This window comes from Streptomyces sp. AC602_WCS936 (assembly GCF_019049125.1).
In the GTDB taxonomy this organism is placed as follows: Bacteria; Actinomycetota; Actinomycetes; order Streptomycetales; family Streptomycetaceae; genus Streptomyces.
The window spans coordinates 101272-119215 of the sequence record NZ_JAGMUF010000035.1 but is presented as its reverse complement, the minus strand read 5'-3'; the positions used below and the strand labels follow the sequence as shown (position 1 = coordinate 119215).

Sequence of the window (17944 nt, the reverse complement as noted above, 5' to 3'; positions counted from 1 at the left end):
ACAGGTGCGATGTCTGTCAGGACAGATGAGGAAATGTCGGGTGCGGTTCCGGCCAAGTCCACCGGCCTACGACGAGTACTGCGCGGCCCCCGCCCGGAGACCGTCCCCCTCCTCGTCGGCCGCGCCTGCGCGCTCGTGGGCCTGCTGGACATCGCCGCCGGAGTCTTCCCGCGCTTCCGGCACAGCCGCGTGCACGCCCTCGCCGAGGTCCTCCCCGGCTCCTTCGGCCCCTTCGCCGCGGCCCTCTCCCTCAGCGCCGGCGTCCTGCTCCTCCTGCTCGCCCACGGCCTCAAGCGCCGCAAGCGCCGGGCCTGGCGTGCGGCCGTGGCCCTGCTCCCCCTCGGCGCCGTCGCCCAGTTCACCTACCGCCACTCACTCCTCGGCGTACTCATCTCCCTCGCCCTGCTCGCCCCCCTCCTGCGCCACCGCGACCAGTTCTCAGCACTCCCCGACCCCCGCAGCCGCTGGCGGGCACTGGCCAACTTCGTCCTCATGTCCGCCGGTTCCGTGCTCCTCGGCCTGCTCGTCGTCAACGCCCACCCGCACCGCATGGTCGGCGACCCGAGCCTGGCCGACCGCATCACCCACGTCATGTACGGCCTGTTCGGCGTCGAGGGCCCGGTCGACTACCGGGGCACCACCTCATGGACGGTCGCCTTCTCCTTGGGCGCCCTCGGCCTCCTCACCGCCATCACCACCATCTACCTGGCCTTCCGCCCCGAACACCCTGCGGCCCGCCTCACCGAGGACGACGAGACCCGCCTGCGCGCCCTCCTCGCCCGGCACGGCGGCCGCGACTCCCTCGGCCACTTCGCGCTGCGCCGAGACAAGGCGGTCGTCTTCTCCCCCAGCGGCAAGGCGGCCGTCACCTACCGGGTCGTCTCCGGCGTGATGCTGGCCAGCGGCGACCCGATCGGCGACGTGGAGGCGTGGCCGGGCGCCATCGAACGCTTCATGGACGAGGCCCGCGCCCACTCCTGGACCCCGGCCGTCATGGGCTGCTCGGAGACCGGCGGCGAGGTCTGGACCCGCGAGACCGGACTCGACGCCCTGGAACTCGGCGACGAGGCGGTGGTGGACGTGGCAAATTTCTCCCTCACCGGCCGCGCGATGCGCAACGTACGTCAGATGGTCAAGCGCATCGAGCGCGCCGGTTACCAGACCCGCGTACGACGCGTGGCTGACCTGTCCGACGCCGAACTGGACCGCGTCCGCCGCGCCGCCGACGCCTGGCGCGGCACGGACACCGAGCGCGGCTTCTCCATGGCCCTCGGCCGCATCGGCGACCCCTCCGACGGCGACTGCCTGATAGCGACGGCCCACCAGCAGGACACCGAACCCGGCGAGTTCGGCGACCTCAAGGCGGTCCTGCACTTCGTGCCGTGGGGCACGGACGGCGTCTCCCTCGACCTGATGCGCCGCGACCGCGCGGCCGACCCCGGCATGAACGAACTCCTGATCGTGGCCGCCCTCCAGGCCGCCCCGAAGCTGGGCATCGCCCGCGTGTCCCTGAACTTCGCGATGTTCCGCGCGGCGCTCGCACGGGGCGAGAAGATCGGCGCGGGCCCGGTCCTCCGGGCATGGCGAGGTCTGCTGGTGTTCCTCTCCCGCTGGTTCCAGATCGAGTCGCTGTACAAGTTCAACGCCAAGTTCCGCCCCCGCTGGGAACCGCGTTTCGTCGTCTACCGCCGTTCCGCCGACCTCCCCCGCATCGGTTTCGCCGCGATGCAGGCCGAGGGCTTCGTCACACTGACCCTGCCGCGGTTCCTGCGCCGGGGCACACCGACGCGGCGGCCGTGCCCGCACGGGGTTTCGGAGCGGGGGGCGCGGGCGGCGTAGCGGTGGGCTCCGGGGTCCGGGGTTCACAGGTCACCCGGCGTAGGGGTGGGCGTCGGGGTGGGTGACGGCACCCGGCGTTCTTGGTCACCCGGCGCCGGTGTGGCCGTGGGGGTGGGTCGCGCGGCCCGGCGCTGCGGGGTGCCGCTGCGCCCACCCGTGCCGCCCCAGCGGCACGACTGCCCGCAGCTAGGCGGGACGGCGGCCCGCAGCTAGGCGGGACGGCGTGGCACCACCCGGCGCGGCCCCGACCCGCAGACCACACACCGCCCGCTACCCGCACCCCCACCAACCAGGCACCCCGCACCGCACCACCGCCGGAGGCCTACGCTTGACGCATGAGCAAGCAGACCGCCCGCCGCCACCACCTCGCGGGACTGACCGCATGGGACCGCTGCGCGGTCATGGGAGTCGTCAACGTGACCCCCGACTCCTTCTCCGACGGCGGTCGCTTCTTCGACACCACGGCCGCCATCAAGCACGGCCTCGACCTGGTGGCCGAAGGCGCCGACCTCGTGGACGTCGGCGGTGAGTCCACCCGCCCCGGCGCCACCCGCGTCGACGAGGACGAAGAGCTCCGCCGTGTCGTCCCGGTCGTGCGCGGCCTGGCCTCCGAGGGCGTCACGATCTCCGTCGACACCATGCGCGCCTCCGTCGCCGACCAGGCACTCGCCGCCGGCGCCGCCCTGGTCAACGACGTCAGCGGCGGCCTCGCCGACCCCCGCATGATCCCGGTCGTCGCCGACGCCGGCGCCCCCTTCGTCGTCATGCACTGGCGCGGCCTCCTGGAGGGCGGCAACGTCCGCGGCACCTACGCCGACGTCGTCACCGAGGTCGTCGACGAGCTGCGCGCCCGCGTGGAGGCCGTCCTCGACGGCGGCGTCGCCCCCGACCGCGTCGTCGTCGACCCCGGCCTCGGCTTCTCCAAGGACGCCGAGCACGACCTCGTCCTCCTCGCCCACCTCGACCGCCTCCACGCCCTCGGCCACCCCCTCCTCGTCGCCGCCTCCCGCAAGCGCTTCCTCGGCCGGGTCCTGGCCGGCGGCCCCGACGCCGCTCCGCCGCCCGCGCGGGAGCGCGACGCGGCCACCGCCGCCGTCTCCGCCCTCGCCGCGCACGCCGGCGCGTGGGCCGTACGCGTGCACGAGGTACGCGCCACCGCCGACGCCGTACGCGTCGCCCGCGCCGTCGAGGGAGCCCGGTGAGCGCCCCGCACGTGGACGTCGAGCAGGTCGAGGCGGCCAACACCGCCTTCTACGAGGCACTCGAGCAGGGCGACTTCGAGAAGGTCTCCGAGTTCTGGCTCACCCCGTCCGACCTGGGCGTCGACGAGTCGTACCACGACCCGGCCGACGCCGGCGTGGTCTCCTGCGTGCACCCCGGCTGGCCGGTCCTCACGGGCCGCGGCGAGGTCCTGCGCTCCTACGCCCTGATCATGGCGAACACCGACTACATCCAGTTCTTCCTCACCGACGTACACGTCTCCGTGACCGGCGACACCGCCCTGGTGACCTGCACCGAGAACATCCTCAGCGGCGGCCCCGCCCCGGAGGGCGACGACGAGCTCGGCCCGCTCGTCGGCCAGCTCGTGGTCGCCACCAACACGTACCGGCGCACGCCCGCCGGCTGGAAGCTCTGGTCCCACCACGCCTCCCCGGTACTCGCCGAGACCGAGGACGAGGACGACGACGAGGGCCCCGGGAACCCACCCCTGACCGGTCCGGGTGAACCCTGATCCAAGAAGTGGTTGGAATCACGGACCACCGGGTATGGGCGGCTACCAACCCGTGATCCACCGGGGCCGCCAGGGCAAACGCGGGATGAAACCTCCCGGTGTCCGCCCGCCCCCACACACCCCGTGTCCCGGCGCTGTCGGTGCCCGCGGGTAGATTCGACCGAGGCCGCCGTACCGCCCGCACGTGGTACGCGCCGGCCGAGACCGACGACTGCAGGAGTGATTCGCGTGGATCGTGTCGCGCTGCGCGGCCTGAAGGCCCGCGGGCACCACGGTGTGTTCCCCAAGGAGCGCGAGGACGGCCAGACCTTCCTCGTGGACATCGTCCTTGGCCTGGACACCCGGCCGGCCGCGGCCGACGACGACCTGGCGAAGACCGTGCACTACGGCATCGTGGCCGAGGAGGTCGTGGCCGTCGTCGAGGGCGAGCCCGTCAACCTCGTCGAGACACTCGCCGAGCGCATCGCCCAGGTCTGTCTGAAGCACGAAGGGATCGAGGAGGTCGAGGTCTGCGTCCACAAGCCGGACGCACCGATCACCGTCCCCTTCGACGACGTGACCGTCACCATCATCCGGAGCCGTGTATGAGCGCCCCCTTCACCAAGGGTCCCAGCGACCCGACCGTACAGCCGGTGCCCGCCTCCGTCATCGAGCAGGTCGACGCGGCCGACACCACGCTGTCCAACCCCAAGCGCGCCGTGGTCGCCCTGGGCGCCAACCTCGGCAACCGCCTGGAGACCCTCCAGGGGGCGATCGACGCCCTGGAGGACACCCCGGGCGTGCGCGTCAAAGGGGTCTCGCCGGTGTACGAGACGGAGCCCTGGGGCGTCGACCCGGACAGCCAGCCCTCGTACTTCAACGCGGTCGTGATCCTCAAGACCACCCTGCCCCCGTCCTCCTTGCTGGAGCGGGCGCACGCGGTCGAGGAGGCCTTCCACCGGGTCCGCGACGAGCGCTGGGGCCCGCGCACCCTCGACGTCGACATCGTCGCCTACGCGGACGTCGTGTCCGACGACCCGCAGCTCACGCTCCCCCATCCGCGCGCCCACGAACGCGCCTTCGTTCTCGCCCCCTGGCACGACGTGGACCCGGACGCGCAGCTGCCGGGACACGGCCCGGTCGCCGATCTCCTCGACGCCGTCACCCGGGAGGGCGTCGCACCCCGCACCGACCTGGAACTCCGGCTGCCCGAGTAGTCGTTAAAGTCGACGAGGCCGACGGCCACGCCGAAGACCGGCACAGGGGAACCGAAGGGACACGGAACACCGTGAAAGAGTTGCGCATCAGGGTGCTGGTCGGCGTGTTCCTCGTCGCCGGAATCCTGTCCTGGGCGGGCGCCCGCCTGTGGAACTCGATCGGGAGCCTCCCGAGCGTCCCCCTGGCCGCCCCCATCGTTCTCGCCCTGATCGCGGTCATCCTGCTCGCCACCGCGCTCTCGCTGCGCGCCCGCCTGAAGGCCCAGCGGGAGCGTGTGCCGGGCGCCAAGGGCGTCGACCCGATGATGGCGGCCCGCGCGGTCGTCTTCGGCCAGGCCAGCGCCCTGGTGGCCGCCCTGGTCGCGGGGATGTACGGCGGCACGGGGGCCTTCCTGCTGGAGTACCTGGATGTACCCGCCCGCCGCGACCAGGCCGTCTACGCCGGTTTCTCGGTGGTGGCGGGCATCGCCGTCATAGCGGCCGCCCTCTTCCTGGAGCGCGTCTGCCGCCTCCCGGAGGACGAGGACGACGACCACCCGGGCACGGCCACGGCGGCCTGACGTGCCCGGCTCACCAGGGCTGGCGGGCCAGGTGTCCGTTGACCAGGAAGCCGGGGTGTGGGTCCAGTCGGTAGTTGTACAGGGTGAACGGCTTGTTCACCGTGGTCCGCAGCCGCACCTCATGCACCTGGGCCCAGCAGGATTCTCGGAGCTGCAGTGGATGCCGCTCGGCCTGGAACGTGCCTCGCGAAGGCCAACCGTCGACCACGACCAGATGTGATGCCGGTCCATTGCTCCGCGGAGTGAATCGCGCACCCACCACCTGCGCCAGGTCGGAAAGAAACGGCACGTTCCCGCTCACGAGCACTCGACCCGACCAGCTCTTGGAACGGTATCCGTCGCCGTCCGTGTAGCCGTCCAGAAAGCCTTCGAAGGTCTCCCTGTCCCGGAGGACCACTCTGGGAAACCTCTGCCGCATGTGGTGTGCGTCGCCACCGACGTACTGCCTCATCAGGTCGGCCAGGTACGACGACACGACACGGACACGAAAGCCCGGAACGTCCCGCTGAAGGTACCCAGAAGGGCGCTCCACCGCCTCCAGACGGGCAGACAGCCCGGTGGCGGTCGTGAGGCACGCCGCATAGCGCGAGGCGAACGCCTCGTCATTGACCACCAACGAAACGTAGTTCCTGCCGACGGTCCCGTCCGCGCAGTTGGCCCCGATCAAGTAGCCCAGCTCATATCCCGGCTTGACGGTCAACCGTGTGCGACATAGCTTCCGTGCTTGCGTCCAGGCGAGAACGGTTCCCGCGGCATCCCTCGCATGAACCCATCCATCCGGCGTGCCCAACATCTGATCGGGTGCCACGGTGAGCGTCAGGTGATCGGTCACGACGTCCACCACTTCGCGGGCGCGGGCGGTGGTGACCGCCGCGACCGTGGTGGGGACTGTGCGCTCCCCGTCCAACACCCACAGTCGGGAGCCGACGCGTACGTTTCGCGCCTGCAAGCGCCCCTCGACAGCGTTCACCGTCTGTTTGCTGGGCAGTCCGTACGCCACAGATATCCCCCTTGATCAGCGGCCGAGCCACTGATCAAGGACGATATCGGGCACCACTGACAATCAGGTCAGCGTGCCAGTATCAGGCTCATTGCCTCGGCCCGGCTCGTCGCGTCCCGAAGCTGGCCACGTACCGCCGACGTCGTGGTCTTGGCACCCGGCTTACGAACCCCGCGCACCGACATGCACATGTGCTCGGCCTCGACGACGACGATCACGCCCCGGGCCTCGAGAATACGCATGAGCGAGTCGGCGACCTGTGTGGTGAGACGTTCCTGCACCTGCAGGCGGCGCGCGAAAACCTCAACCAGACGTGCGAGCTTCGACAGTCCGGTGATCTTGCCACTCGCTGCCGGAATGTACCCGATATGAGCTACACCGTGAAACGGCAGCATGTGATGCTCGCACAGACTGACGATTTCAATGTCCTTCACCAGGACCATCTCGTCGTGCCCGATGTCGAACGTCGTCGTCAGTACGTCCTCGGGCTCCTGCGCATGTCCCGCCAGAAGCTCCCGATACGCCCGCGCCACCCGCGCCGGCGTCTCCCTCAGCCCCTCGCGGTCCGGGTCCTCGCCGACCGCGATCAGCAGTTCGCGTACGGCGTTCTCGGCCCGCTTCTCGTCGAACTCGCCGATCTGGCCCTCGCCGTCCAGCGTCACGGGGTCGGTCATCTGGTGCCTCGTTCCTGTCCTGTCCTGCGGTCGGCATACGGAAATGCCGCGCCCCCCAAGGCTAGAACCTGGGGGGCGCGGCATACATTCCGGGCCTGGTGGGGCCGCCGGGAGCAGCTGGGTCAGCTCTCCGGACGGTCCTCCGGGGCTCGTTCCGGTGCCGGGGCCGGCTCCGGCGTGGCGCTCTTGGCCGTGGAGATCGCCGCCGGCGCGCCGTTCGCTCCGTTCGTCAGGGCGAGCTCCTTGGGGGAGAGCACCGGCGGACGGGTCGACGGCGTACGGCGCGAGGAGCCGGTCCAGGCGGGCCGGGACGGGCGCTTGACGATCTGCGCGAAGACCTCGGCGATCTCCTCCTTGCCCAGCGTCTCCTTCTCCAGCAGTGCGAGGACGAGGTTGTCGAGGACGTCGCGGTTCTCGACCAGGATCTCCCAGGCCTCGTTGTGCGCCGTCTCGATGAGGGTCTTGACCTCCTCGTCGACCAGCGCGGCGACCTCTTCCGAGTAGTCGCGCTGGTGGGCCATCTCACGCCCGAGGAACGGCTCGCTGTTGTCGCCGCCGAACTTGATCGCACCGAGACGCTCGGTCATGCCGTACTGCGTGACCATCGCGCGAGCGAGGCCGGTGGCCTTCTCGATGTCGTTGGCCGCGCCCGTCGTCGGGTCGTGGAAGACGAGCTCCTCGGCCGCGCGGCCGCCCAGCATGTAGGCGAGCTGGTCGAGCATCTCGTTGCGCGTGGTCGAGTACTTGTCCTCGTCCGGGAGCACCATCGTGTAGCCCAGGGCCCGGCCTCTGGACAGGATGGTGATCTTGTGGACCGGGTCGGAGTTCGGTGAGGCCGCCGCGACCAGGGCGTGACCGCCCTCGTGGTACGCGGTGATCTTCTTCTCCTTGTCCGACATGATCCGGGTCCGCTTCTGCGGGCCCGCGACCACGCGGTCGATCGCCTCGTCCAGCATGTGGTTGTCGATCAGCTTCTGGTCGCTGCGGGCCGTCAGCAGGGCGGCCTCGTTCAGCACGTTGGCCAGATCGGCACCGGTCATGCCGGGCGTACGGCGGGCGACGGCCGACAGGTCGACGTCCGGGGCGACCGGCTTGCCCTTCTGGTGGACCTTGAGGATCTCCAGACGGCCCTGCATGTCCGGGCGGTCGACGGCGATCTGCCGGTCGAAGCGGCCGGGGCGCAGCAGCGCCGGGTCGAGGATGTCGGGCCGGTTCGTCGCGGCGATGAGGATCACGCCGCCCTTGACGTCGAAGCCGTCCATCTCGACGAGCAGCTGGTTCAGGGTCTGCTCGCGCTCGTCGTGACCGCCGCCGAGGCCGGCGCCGCGGTGGCGGCCGACCGCGTCGATCTCGTCGACGAAGACGATCGCCGGGGCGTTCGCCTTGGCCTGCTCGAACAGGTCACGGACCCGGGAGGCACCGACACCGACGAACATCTCGACGAAGTCGGAACCGGAGATCGAGTAGAACGGCACGCCCGCCTCGCCCGCGACGGCGCGCGCGAGCAGGGTCTTGCCGGTACCGGGCGGGCCGTACAGCAGCACGCCCTTGGGGATCTTGGCGCCGACGGCCTGGAACTTGGCCGGCTCCTGCAGGAACTCCTTGATCTCGTGGAGCTCCTCGACGGCCTCGTCGGATCCGGCGACGTCGGTGAACGTCGTCTTGGGGGTGTCCTTGGTGATGAGCTTGGCCTTGGACTTGCCGAAGTTCATGACCCGGGAGCCGCCGCCCTGCATCTGATTCATCAGGAACAGGAAGACGACCACGATCAGGACGAACGGCAGCAGAGAGAGCAGGATCCCGACGAACGGGTTCTGCTTCGACGGCGACACCGTGTAGCCGTCGGGGATCTGCTTGTCCTGGTACTTGTTCTGCAGGGTGCCGGCGAGCGTCTCACCCTGGTTGCCGATGTAGCTCGCCTGGATCTTCGAGCTGCCCTCGACCTTCTGGCCGTCCTTGAGCTGAACCTGGATCTTCTGCTCGTCGCCGGTGGTCAGCTTGGCCGACTCGACCCTGTTGTCGTTGATCGCCTGGACGACCTGGCCCGTGTCCACCGTCTTGTAGCCGCCGGACGAGCCGACGACCTGCATCAACACGACCACGGCAAGGACGGCCAGCACGATCCACATGATTGGCCCACGGAAGTATCGCTTCACGTCCATCCTCCGGAGCGGTGGCGCCCCGTCCCTCCTGCCATAGTGAGTTTGATAAGACAGTTCTTCTGACGGTACCCCAGCGGAGCGGCCCTCAGCCGCACGGGACCGCTGACGTCCCGTCTGCATGCTCCAACGGCGCGGGGGCCTCCGGGGTTCCCGGTCGCCCCCCGAAACACCGTGGAGCGCGCCACAGGGCCGTGTCAGCCGCCGTAGACGTGGGGCGCGAGCGTACCGACGAACGGCAGGTTGCGGTACTTCTCGGCGTAGTCGAGGCCGTAGCCGACGACGAACTCGTTGGGGATGTCGAAGCCGACCCACTCCACGTCGATGGCGACCTTCGCGGCGTCGGGCTTGCGCAGCAGCGTGCACACCTTGAGGGAGGCGGGCTCGCGCGAGCCGAGGTTGGAGATCAGCCAGGACAGGGTCAGGCCGGAGTCGATGATGTCCTCGACGATCAGGACGTGCTTGCCCTTGATGTCGGTGTCGAGGTCCTTGAGAATCCGCACCACGCCGGAGGACTGGGTGCCCGCGCCGTACGAGGACACCGCCATCCAGTCCATCGTGACGGGGGTGGACAGCGTGCGCGCGAGGTCGGCCATGACCATCACGGCGCCCTTGAGCACGCCGACGATGAGCAGGTCCTTGCCCGCGTACTCCGCGTCGATCTTCGCGGCCAGCTCGGCCAGCTTCGCGTCGATCTCTTCCTTGGTGATGAGTACCTTCTCGAGGTCGGCACCCATGTCGTTCGCGTCCACCCGCATCACTTTCGGTCGTCCCACCGGCCACTCCGGAGCGCCCCGGCGATCCGTGTACGGGATCGGTGGGAGGGTCCGGATTCAGCCTTGCCGAATCACCAGTCTGCCACCCTGCCGCCGGGCGACGACTTTCCCGGGGAGGTTGATGGCTCCCTGACCGCGCCAGCCGGTGATCAGCCGGTCGACTTCCTCGATGTGGCGGGCGAACAGGGCGCCGGCCGGAGCACCGGCGTCGATGGCGGCGCGGCGCAGGATCCGGCGGCGTACGGCGGGCGGCAGGGCGTAGAGCTTGGCGCACTCCAGCACGCCGGAGGCGTCGCGGACGCCGGCCTCGGCCTGCCGGGCCCAGGCGTCGAGGGCGTCGGCGTCGTCCCGGGAGAGCTGGGCCGTACGGGCGAGGGCCTCGACGACGCCCTTGCCGAGGGCCTTCTCCAGGGCGGGCAGGCCCTCGTGGCGCAGCCGGGAGCGGGTGTAGGCGGGGTCGGCGTTGTGCGGGTCGTCCCAGACGGGCAGGGACTGGACCATGCAGGCCTTGCGGGCGGTCTGCCGGTCGACCTGGAGGAAGGGGCGCCGGTAACGGCCGCCGGCCCCCGAGACCGCGGCCATGCCCGACAGGGAGCGGATGCCGGAGCCGCGGGCGAGGCCCAGCAGGACGGTCTCGGCCTGGTCGTCGCGGGTGTGGCCGAGCAGGACGGCGGCGGCCCCGTGGCGGGCGGCGGCGTCGTCCAGGGCGGCGTAGCGGGCGTCGCGGGCGGCGGCTTCGGGCCCGCCCGAGCGGCCGACGCTCACGGCGGTGGCCTCGACGGGGTCCAGGCCGAGTTCGCGCAGGCGCAGGACGACCTCTTCGGCGCGCAGGTCGGAGCCGCTCTGCAGGCCGTGGTCGACGGTGACGCCGCCGGCGCGGACGCCGAGGCGGGGGGCCTCGAAGGCGAGGGCGGAGGCGAGCGCCATGGAGTCGGCGCCGCCGGAGCAGGCCACGAGCACGAGCGGCGTCGGCGGGCGCTCGGGCATGCGCTCGGCGGCCGTCGTGGCGGGTACGCCGGCCGGGGTGTTCAGTTCGGTGAGGATGTCGTGGAGGACGCGGCGGACCGCCAGGCGTATCGCCGCGACCGCAGGATGGGGACCCATGTCCGGTGCCCTTCATGAAGTTGTCGGGGGTGAGCCCGAGGTTCGGTCACGCAGAGTGTGTAGATGGTGACAGAAACGGGCCGTTCCCCGAGCATCGCACGCCTGTCGAGAGCCCACGGTCCCTCGGACGGGTGATTGGAGGGGCGTTCGACTGCCGTCGGCCGAATTCGTTCACGCCCGCCGCGCGGGGCTCACGACTCCGGCTTGCGGTGCACCCGCGCGATCCAGTCCGCCGGTTTGGAGATCTCCGCCTTGGTGGGGAGGGTGTTGGGCGAGGTCCAGACGCGGTTGAAGCCGTCCATGCCGCACTCCTCGACGACGGCCCGCACGAAGCGTTCGCCGTCCCGGTACTGGCGGAGCTTGGCGTCCAGGCCGAGCAGCTTGCGCAGCGCCAGGTCGAGGCGCGAGGCGCCCTTGGCGCGGCGCTGCTGGAACTTCTCGCGGATCTCCCCGACGCTCGGCACGACCGCCGGTCCGACGCCGTCCATCACGAAGTCGGCGTGTCCCTCCAGGAGCGACATCACGGCGGTGAGCCGGCCGAGGACCTCCCGCTGGGCCGGGGTCTGCACCAGCTCCACCAGCGACCGGCCGCCGTCGTCCTCCTCGCCCTCGGGGCGTCCCCCGGCGAGGGTCTGGGCGGCCTCGCGGACCCGCTCCAGCACGGTCATGGGGTCGACGTCGGTCTCCGAGAGGAACGACTGGATTTCGCCCTCCAGGTGGTCGCGCAGCCAGGGCACCGCGGTGAACTGCGTGCGGTGCGTCTCCTCGTGCAGGCACACCCAGAGGCGGAAGTCGTGCGGGTCGACGTCGAGTTCGCGCTCCACGTGCACGATGTTCGGCGCGACGAGGAGGAGCCGGCCGCCGCCGTTCGCGCCGGCGGGCAGCTCGCGGCTGGCCGGGGCGAAGGTCTCGTACTGGCCGAGGACCCGGGAGGACAGGAACGACAGCAGCATGCCCAGCTCCACGCCGGTGACCTTGCCGCCGACGGCACCGAGCACCGCGTTGCCCGCGCCGCCGCCGCGCCGCTCCTCCATCTTCTCCAGCAGCGGCTTGAGGATCTCCCGGAACCCGGCGACGTTCGCCCGGACCCAGCCCGGGCGGTCGACGACGAGGACGGGGGTGTCGTGGGCCTCCTCGGTGGCCAGGCGGGTGAAGCCGCGGACGTGCTCCTCCGAGGCCTTGGCGTGGCGGCGGAGTTCCGCGACGACGGCCCTGGCCTCGTCGCGGCTCACCTCGGGGCCCGGCCGTACGAGCCGGGTCGCGGTCGCCACCGCGAGGTTCCAGTCGACCATGCCGGAGGATGCGCCGATGCTCGTCATTCCTCAACCGTACGTGAGCGCTGCCGCTGGGGGCAGGCTGTGGCGGGCGGTGGGGTGGGGGGGCGGCACGACTGCCCGCAGCTGCGCGGGGCGGCGGCTCGTGGCTACGGCGCTGCGGACGCCAGGGCCGTCGTCAGTCGGTCCAGGGCCGTCTGGGCCTCCCACGCGTTCGTCGTGTCCGAGGCCAGGAAGGCGAAGCCCAGGAGGCGGCCGTCGGGGGTGACGACCGTGCCGGCGAGGGTGTTGACGCCCGTCAGGGTGCCGGTCTTGGCGCGTACGACACCGGCCGCGCCGTCCGTGTAGCGGCCGCTCAGGGTGCCGGTGAAGCCGGCGACGGGGAGACCGGTGAGGACCGGGCGGAGCTCGGGGCGGGACGGGTCGGCGGCCTTGGCGAGCAGGGCGGTGAGGAGGTCGGCGGTGATGCGGTCGGTGCGGTCCAGGCCGCTGCCGTCGTGGAAGCGGGCGCCGCCCACGGGCAGGCCCAGTTGTTCCAGGCGGGCCGTGATCGCCGCCGAGACGCCGTCGAAGTCGGCGCTTTCGCCGCTCGCCACGGCGGTGTGGCGGGCCAGGGCCTCGGCCAGGTCGTTGTCGCTGTTGGTCAGCATCCGCTCGACCAGCGCCGACAGCGGGGGCGAGGAGACGGTGGCGAGGGTGTCCGCGCGGGCGGTGGCCTTGGAAGGGCCGGGGGGTGAGGTGGTGATGCCGTGCCGCTCCAGGAAGCCCGCGAAGGTGCGGGCGGCGTCGGCGGCCGGGTCGGACACGCGCGGGGCGGGGCCGCTGGTGGAGTCGTCGGTGCGGGCCTCGTCGGCCATCAGGGCGGTGACGCGGGCGAGGTTCTCGTTGACTCCGATCGGGTGCATTTCCGTACCGGCGTAGAGCGTCGTGTCGTACGACAGCGTCACCTCGCGCACGTCCCGCTTCTTGAGGGCGGTGGCGGTCTTCTCGGCGAGGGTGCGCAGGCTCGCGAGGCCCCGGGCGTCCTTCCGCGCGGTGAGGGTGGGGTCGCCGCCGCCGACGAGGACGAGTTCGCCGGTGTCGGCCTCCAGGGCGGTGCGGGTGGTGAGGCGGTGGTCGGGGCCGAGGGCGGTGAGCGCGGCGACGGCGGTGGCGATCTTGGTGGTGGAGGCGGGGGTGAGCGCCGTGCCGGCGCCGCGGCCGTACAGGCGCTTGCCAGTGGTGAGGTCGACGACGGCCGCCCCGCGGCTGCCGCCGAGCGCCGGGTCCTCCATCAGCGGTCCGAGGACGTCGGCCAGGGACGTGCCGCCGGGCACGGCCTCGGCGCCGCGCGGAACTCCGCCCGAGGCGCCGCCGAGGCCGGTGAGGACGGACGGGGCACTGGGCGCGGGGCGGGGCGAGCCGGACGTCGTACCGGAGCCGTCCGGTCCGCGGCCGTGATCTGCGCCACCCGTGCGCTCCAGGGCGACTGCCCGCTCCCGCTCGGCCGTACGCTGACCCGTGGAGTCCCAGGGGCCGGCGGCGGTCACCACACCGGCGGCCAGTGCCAGCCCGGCCGTGGCGGCACCGGCGGTGTACTGCCAGGTCTTGGGCCTCGTGACCCGGTCGAGCCGCGGCGCCGTGGCCCGTGCGAACCGTGCGACCCGCGGTTCGGCGGCCCGCGCGGCGCGTGCGAGACGTGGTCGGACGGCACGCGCGGCCCGCGCCACACGCGGTCTCGCGGCCCGCCAAGGCCTCAGCTCTGGCACTACCACCAGCCCCTTTCGCGATCACACACCTGCGTGAGGGACACTTAACCACCAGAACTATGTGCTGATCATGGAGGAGCGTCCGGTGGAGTTCGACGTCACGATCGAGATCCCGAAGGGTTCGCGGAACAAGTACGAGGTGGACCACGAGACCGGTCGTATCCGCCTGGACCGCCGCCTGTTCACCTCGACCGCCTACCCGACCGACTACGGCTTCGTCGAGAACACCCTCGGCGAGGACGGCGACCCGCTGGACGCGCTGGTCATCCTGGACGAGCCGACGTTCCCGGGCTGCCTGATCCGCTGCCGCGCGATCGGCATGTTCCGGATGACGGACGAGGCCGGCGGCGACGACAAGCTGCTGTGCGTCCCGTCGACCGACCCGCGTGTGGAGCACCTGCGTGACATCCACCACGTCTCGGAGTTCGACCGCCTGGAGATCCAGCACTTCTTCGAGGTCTACAAGGACCTGGAGCCCGGCAAGTCCGTCGAGGGCGCCGACTGGGTGGGCCGCACCGACGCCGAGGCCGAGATCGAGCGGTCCTACAAGCGTTTCAAGGACCAGGGCGGCCACTGAGCACGCCTCCTGAATCCCTTCCGTAACGGGCCGCACGCGCACGCGTGCGGCCCGTTCACGTTTGGGTGCGCATACTGAGGGCTACAGGAGGGTGTGTCGTACGAGGGCCCAGGGAGCGTTGCGCAGGTGACGGAGGCGGAGGACCGCAAGCCGCAGTCGGACGAGGCGCACAGTGCCTTCCGGCCGCCCAGCGGCGTCGGCACGTCGGCCGACGGCGAGTCGTCGACGACGTCCGAGTTCGAGATCCCGCAGGGACTGGCGGTCTCCCGGCACACTGTCACGGAGTCCGAGACGACCTCCGAGTTCGCGCTGCCGGAGGGGCTGGACGCGCCGGCGGGAACGCCCGCGGAGTTCGAGGGCTCGGCGTTCAGCATGCCGAGCACGTACCACGCGTGGTCGCCGGCCGTCTTCACCCCGGCGAGCGGTTTCCCGGCGGTGAACCTGACGGACGTGCCCTGGCAGGACCGGATGCGCGCGATGCTGCGCATGCCGGTGGCCGACCGGCCCGCTCCCGAGCCGTCCCAGAAGCACGACGACGAGACCGGCCCCGCCGTGCCGCGCGTGCTCGACCTGACGCTGCGCATCGGGGAGCTGCTGCTGGCGGGCGGTGAGGGCGCCGAGGACGTGGAGGCGGCGATGTTCGCCGTCTGCCGCTCCTACGGCCTCGACCGCTGCGAGCCGAACGTCACCTTCACCCTGCTGTCGATCTCCCACCAGCCGTCCCTGGTGGAGGACCCGGTGACGGCGTCGCGGACGGTGCGCCGCCGCGGCACCGACTACACGCGGCTCGCGGCCGTCTTCCACCTGGTGGACGACCTCAGCGACCCGGACACGCAGATCTCCCTGGAGGAGGCCTACCGGCGCCTCGCGGAGATCCGCCGCAACCGCCACCCGTACCCCACCTGGGTGCTGACCGTGGCGAGCGGTCTGCTCGCGGGCGCGGCCTCGCTGCTGGTCGGTGGCGGGCTGACCGTGTTCTTCGCGGCGATGTTCGGCTCGATGCTCGGCGACCGGCTGGCGTGGCTGTGCGCCGGACGCGGGCTGCCGGAGTTCTACCAGTTCGCGGTGGCCGCGATGCCGCCGGCCGCGATGGGCGTCGTGCTGACGGTGACGCACGTCGACGTGAAGGCGTCCGCGGTCATCACCGGTGGCCTCTTCGCGCTGCTGCCCGGGCGGGCGCTGGTCGCCGGGGTGCAGGACGGCCTGACCGGCTTCTACATCACCGCCGCGGCGCGTCTGCTGGAGGTCATGTACTTCTTCGTCAGCATCGTCGCCGGGGTGCTGGTGGTGCTGTACTTCGGCGTCCAGCTGGGCGCCGAACTGAACCCGGACGCCAAGCTGGGCACCGGTGACGAACCGTTCGTGCAGATCTTCGCCTCGATGCTGCTGTCGCTGGCCTTCGCGATCCTGCTCCAGCAGGAACGGTCCACCGTGCTGGCGGTGACCCTGAACGGCGGCGTCGCCTGGTGCGTCTACGGCGCCATGCACTTCGCCGGCGACATCTCGCCGGTGGCCTCGACGGCCGCCGCGGCGGGGCTCGTGGGCCTGTTCGGGCAGCTGATGTCCCGGTACCGGTTCGCGTCGGCGCTGCCGTACACGACGGCGGCGATCGGGCCGCTGCTGCCCGGTTCGGCGACGTACTTCGGTCTGCTGGGGATCGCGCAGAGCGAGGTCGACTCGGGGTTGCTGTCGCTGTCCAACGCGGTGGCGCTGGCGATGGCCATCGCGATCGGGGTGAACCTGGGTGGGGAGATCTCGCGGTTGTTCCTGAAGGTGCCGGGCGCGGCGAGTGCGGCGGGGCGCCGGGCGGCGAAGCGGACGCGGGGGTTTTAGCGCCGGTCGCCTACGAGCTCGGCAGGAAGGGCTCGTAGGCGGCTGCGGGTACGTCGTGGTTGGTCGCGCCCGCGCGGCGGAGCCGCATACCGACACAGGCCCCGCGCCCCTGGGGGTGTCAGCGACCCTGGTTGTACGGGTACTGGTCGCCGTATGGCTGCTGGTCGTAGCCCTGCGGGTACTGCTGGGCGTACGGCTGCTGCGGCTGCTGCGGCTGCTGGGGCTGCTGCGGCTGGTCGTACGGGTCCACCCGGCGGAGCTGGGTCGTGGCGTCGTCCATCACCGGGTACGCGGGCTGCGGCTGCTGCCAGCCCTGGGGCGCCGTGGGCTGGGGGGCCGCCGCGGGCTGCTGATTCTTCTTCTTGCGCTCGCGCAGGTACTCGATGGCGATCGGGACGACCGAGAGGACGACGATCAGGACGAGGATGGGCTCGACGTTGGTGCGGATGAACTCGATCTGGCCGAGCCAGTAGCCCGCGAGGGTGACGCCCGAGCCCCAGGCGACGCCGCCGATGACGTTGTACGTGAGGAAGGTGCGGTACTGCATGCGGCCGGCGCCCGCCACGATGGGGGCGAAGGTGCGCACGATCGGTACGAAGCGGGCCAGGACGATCGCCTTGGGGCCGTACTTCTCCATGAACTCGTGCGCCTTGTCCAGGTTCTCCTGTTTGAAGAGCTTGGAGTTGGGGCGGTTGAAGAGCTTGGGGCCGAGGAACTTGCCGATCATGTAGCCCACCTGGTCGCCGATGACGGCGGCCAGCACGATCAGGGTGCACACCAGCCACAGCGGCTGGCTGATGTACTCGCCCTGGGCGACGAACAGGCCCGCGGTGAACAGCAGCGAGTCGCCGGGCAGGAACGCGAAGAGTCCGGACTCGGCGAAGACGATGAGCAGGATGCCCGGCAGAGCGAAGGTCTCGATCAGGTAGTCCGGGCTCAGCCACTCGGGGCCGAGCGCAAGCGTGGTCACGGGATTGTGGCTCCTGCTGCTGGGGGGCGGGCGGGACCTGGCTGCCCAAACGTACAACGCAGCCGTCGGGTTCCAGGTTCCAAGGGATTCCTCGGGGTGCACTGTGACCTTGCCGGGGGAAACCTGAGAACCATGGGTATTGAAGAATACGGCGGCGGACAGGGCCCCGGGCCCGAGGTGCTCGTCGTGACCACGAACGACCTTCCGGGCCACCGGGTGCAGGAGGTGCTCGGGGAGGTCTTCGGTCTGACCGTGCGCTCCCGGCACCTGGGAAGCCAGATCGGCGCCGGGCTGAAGTCGATGGTCGGCGGCGAGCTGCGCGGGCTCACCAAGACGCTGGTCGAGACCCGCAACGAGGCGATGGAGCGGCTGGTCGAGCAGGCACGCGCGCGTGGCGCCAACGCGGTACTGGCGTTCCGCTTCGACGTGACGGCGGCCGCGGACGTGGGCACCGAGGTGTGCGCGTACGGGACGGCGGTGGTCGTGGCCCGGGAGTGAGCCC

At 71.2% G+C, this 17944-nt stretch carries 17 protein-coding genes; 9 read left to right on the top strand and 8 right to left on the bottom strand.

What is annotated here, in order from left to right:
• Positions 1–33: 33 nt before the first annotated feature.
• The 6 genes from KUM03_RS13825 (at position 34) to KUM03_RS13800 (ending at position 5327) form a co-directional block, all read left to right on the top strand.
• Positions 34–1839: a phosphatidylglycerol lysyltransferase domain-containing protein gene (locus KUM03_RS13825; RefSeq protein ID WP_217247822.1), complete on the top strand. Its 1806-nt coding sequence runs from the start codon at positions 34–36 to the stop codon at positions 1837–1839.
• Positions 1840–2174: 335 nt separating this feature from the next.
• Positions 2175–3041, top strand: coding sequence for a dihydropteroate synthase (folP, locus tag KUM03_RS13820; RefSeq protein ID WP_217247814.1), 867 nt, complete (start codon positions 2175–2177; stop codon positions 3039–3041).
• Entirely contained in the window at positions 3038–3571 is a 534-nt protein-coding gene (locus tag KUM03_RS13815; RefSeq protein WP_217247812.1) for a nuclear transport factor 2 family protein, read from the top strand. Before folP ends, KUM03_RS13815 begins: the two co-directional genes overlap by 4 nt.
• A 228-nt stretch (positions 3572–3799) precedes the next feature.
• Positions 3800–4159, top strand: coding sequence for a dihydroneopterin aldolase (gene folB / locus KUM03_RS13810; protein WP_217247809.1), 360 nt, complete (start codon positions 3800–3802; stop codon positions 4157–4159).
• Positions 4156–4767 carry a 2-amino-4-hydroxy-6-hydroxymethyldihydropteridine diphosphokinase gene (gene folK, locus KUM03_RS13805; protein ID WP_217247794.1) on the top strand — a complete coding sequence of 204 codons (612 nt, stop codon included), beginning with the start codon at positions 4156–4158 and terminating at the stop codon, positions 4765–4767. Before folB ends, folK begins: the two co-directional genes overlap by 4 nt.
• Before the next feature lie 71 nt (positions 4768–4838).
• A complete protein-coding gene (locus KUM03_RS13800) occupies positions 4839–5327 on the top strand; it encodes a DUF3180 domain-containing protein (protein ID WP_217247792.1) in 489 nt (162 codons plus the stop codon).
• A 10-nt stretch (positions 5328–5337) separates the two neighbouring features.
• Here KUM03_RS13800 and KUM03_RS13795 read toward each other — a convergent pair whose 3' ends face one another.
• The 7 genes from KUM03_RS13795 to dacB all read right to left on the bottom strand — a co-directional run bounded on the left by KUM03_RS13795 (position 5338) and on the right by dacB (position 14023).
• The gene (locus tag KUM03_RS13795; RefSeq protein WP_217247790.1) at positions 5338–6297 is read right to left on the bottom strand and encodes a hypothetical protein; all 960 of its coding nucleotides are present in this window, start codon (positions 6295–6297) and stop codon (positions 5338–5340) included.
• Positions 6298–6395: 98 nt separating this feature from the next.
• A complete protein-coding gene (folE, locus tag KUM03_RS13790) occupies positions 6396–7001 on the bottom strand; it encodes a GTP cyclohydrolase I FolE (RefSeq protein ID WP_217247788.1) in 606 nt (201 codons plus the stop codon).
• Positions 7002–7123: 122 nt separating this feature from the next.
• Complete coding sequence (gene ftsH / locus KUM03_RS13785; protein WP_217247786.1) at positions 7124–9163, bottom strand: ATP-dependent zinc metalloprotease FtsH; 2040 nt, start codon at positions 9161–9163, stop codon at positions 7124–7126.
• Between the two features lie 194 nt (positions 9164–9357).
• Positions 9358–9897: a hypoxanthine phosphoribosyltransferase gene (gene hpt / locus KUM03_RS13780; protein ID WP_229831030.1), complete on the bottom strand. Its 540-nt coding sequence runs from the start codon at positions 9895–9897 to the stop codon at positions 9358–9360.
• A gap of 96 nt (positions 9898–9993) precedes the next feature.
• Complete coding sequence (tilS, locus tag KUM03_RS13775; RefSeq protein WP_217247778.1) at positions 9994–11040, bottom strand: tRNA lysidine(34) synthetase TilS; 1047 nt, start codon at positions 11038–11040, stop codon at positions 9994–9996.
• Positions 11041–11231: 191 nt separating this feature from the next.
• Complete coding sequence (locus KUM03_RS13770) at positions 11232–12359, bottom strand: zinc-dependent metalloprotease (RefSeq protein WP_217247776.1); 1128 nt, start codon at positions 12357–12359, stop codon at positions 11232–11234.
• Positions 12360–12463: 104 nt separating this feature from the next.
• A complete protein-coding gene (gene dacB / locus KUM03_RS13765; RefSeq protein ID WP_217247773.1) occupies positions 12464–14023 on the bottom strand; it encodes a D-alanyl-D-alanine carboxypeptidase/D-alanyl-D-alanine-endopeptidase in 1560 nt (519 codons plus the stop codon).
• Positions 14024–14147: 124 nt separating this feature from the next.
• On the opposite strand from dacB, the gene KUM03_RS13760 reads away from it, so the two are divergent.
• The gene (locus KUM03_RS13760) at positions 14148–14639 is read left to right on the top strand and encodes an inorganic diphosphatase (RefSeq protein ID WP_007452023.1); all 492 of its coding nucleotides are present in this window, start codon (positions 14148–14150) and stop codon (positions 14637–14639) included.
• A 126-nt stretch (positions 14640–14765) separates the two neighbouring features.
• The gene (locus tag KUM03_RS13755; protein WP_217247763.1) at positions 14766–16472 is read left to right on the top strand and encodes a threonine/serine exporter ThrE family protein; all 1707 of its coding nucleotides are present in this window, start codon (positions 14766–14768) and stop codon (positions 16470–16472) included.
• 118 nt (positions 16473–16590) lie between these two features.
• Here KUM03_RS13755 and KUM03_RS13750 read toward each other — a convergent pair whose 3' ends face one another.
• Positions 16591–17442 carry a DedA family protein gene (locus KUM03_RS13750; protein WP_217247761.1) on the bottom strand — a complete coding sequence of 284 codons (852 nt, stop codon included), beginning with the start codon at positions 17440–17442 and terminating at the stop codon, positions 16591–16593.
• Between the two features lie 132 nt (positions 17443–17574).
• Between KUM03_RS13750 and KUM03_RS13745 the strand changes: the two genes are divergently transcribed.
• On the top strand, positions 17575–17940 hold the full coding sequence (locus KUM03_RS13745; RefSeq protein ID WP_073726677.1) for a YbjQ family protein: 366 nt from the start codon (positions 17575–17577) through the stop codon (positions 17938–17940).
• Positions 17941–17944: the final 4 nt, after the last annotated feature.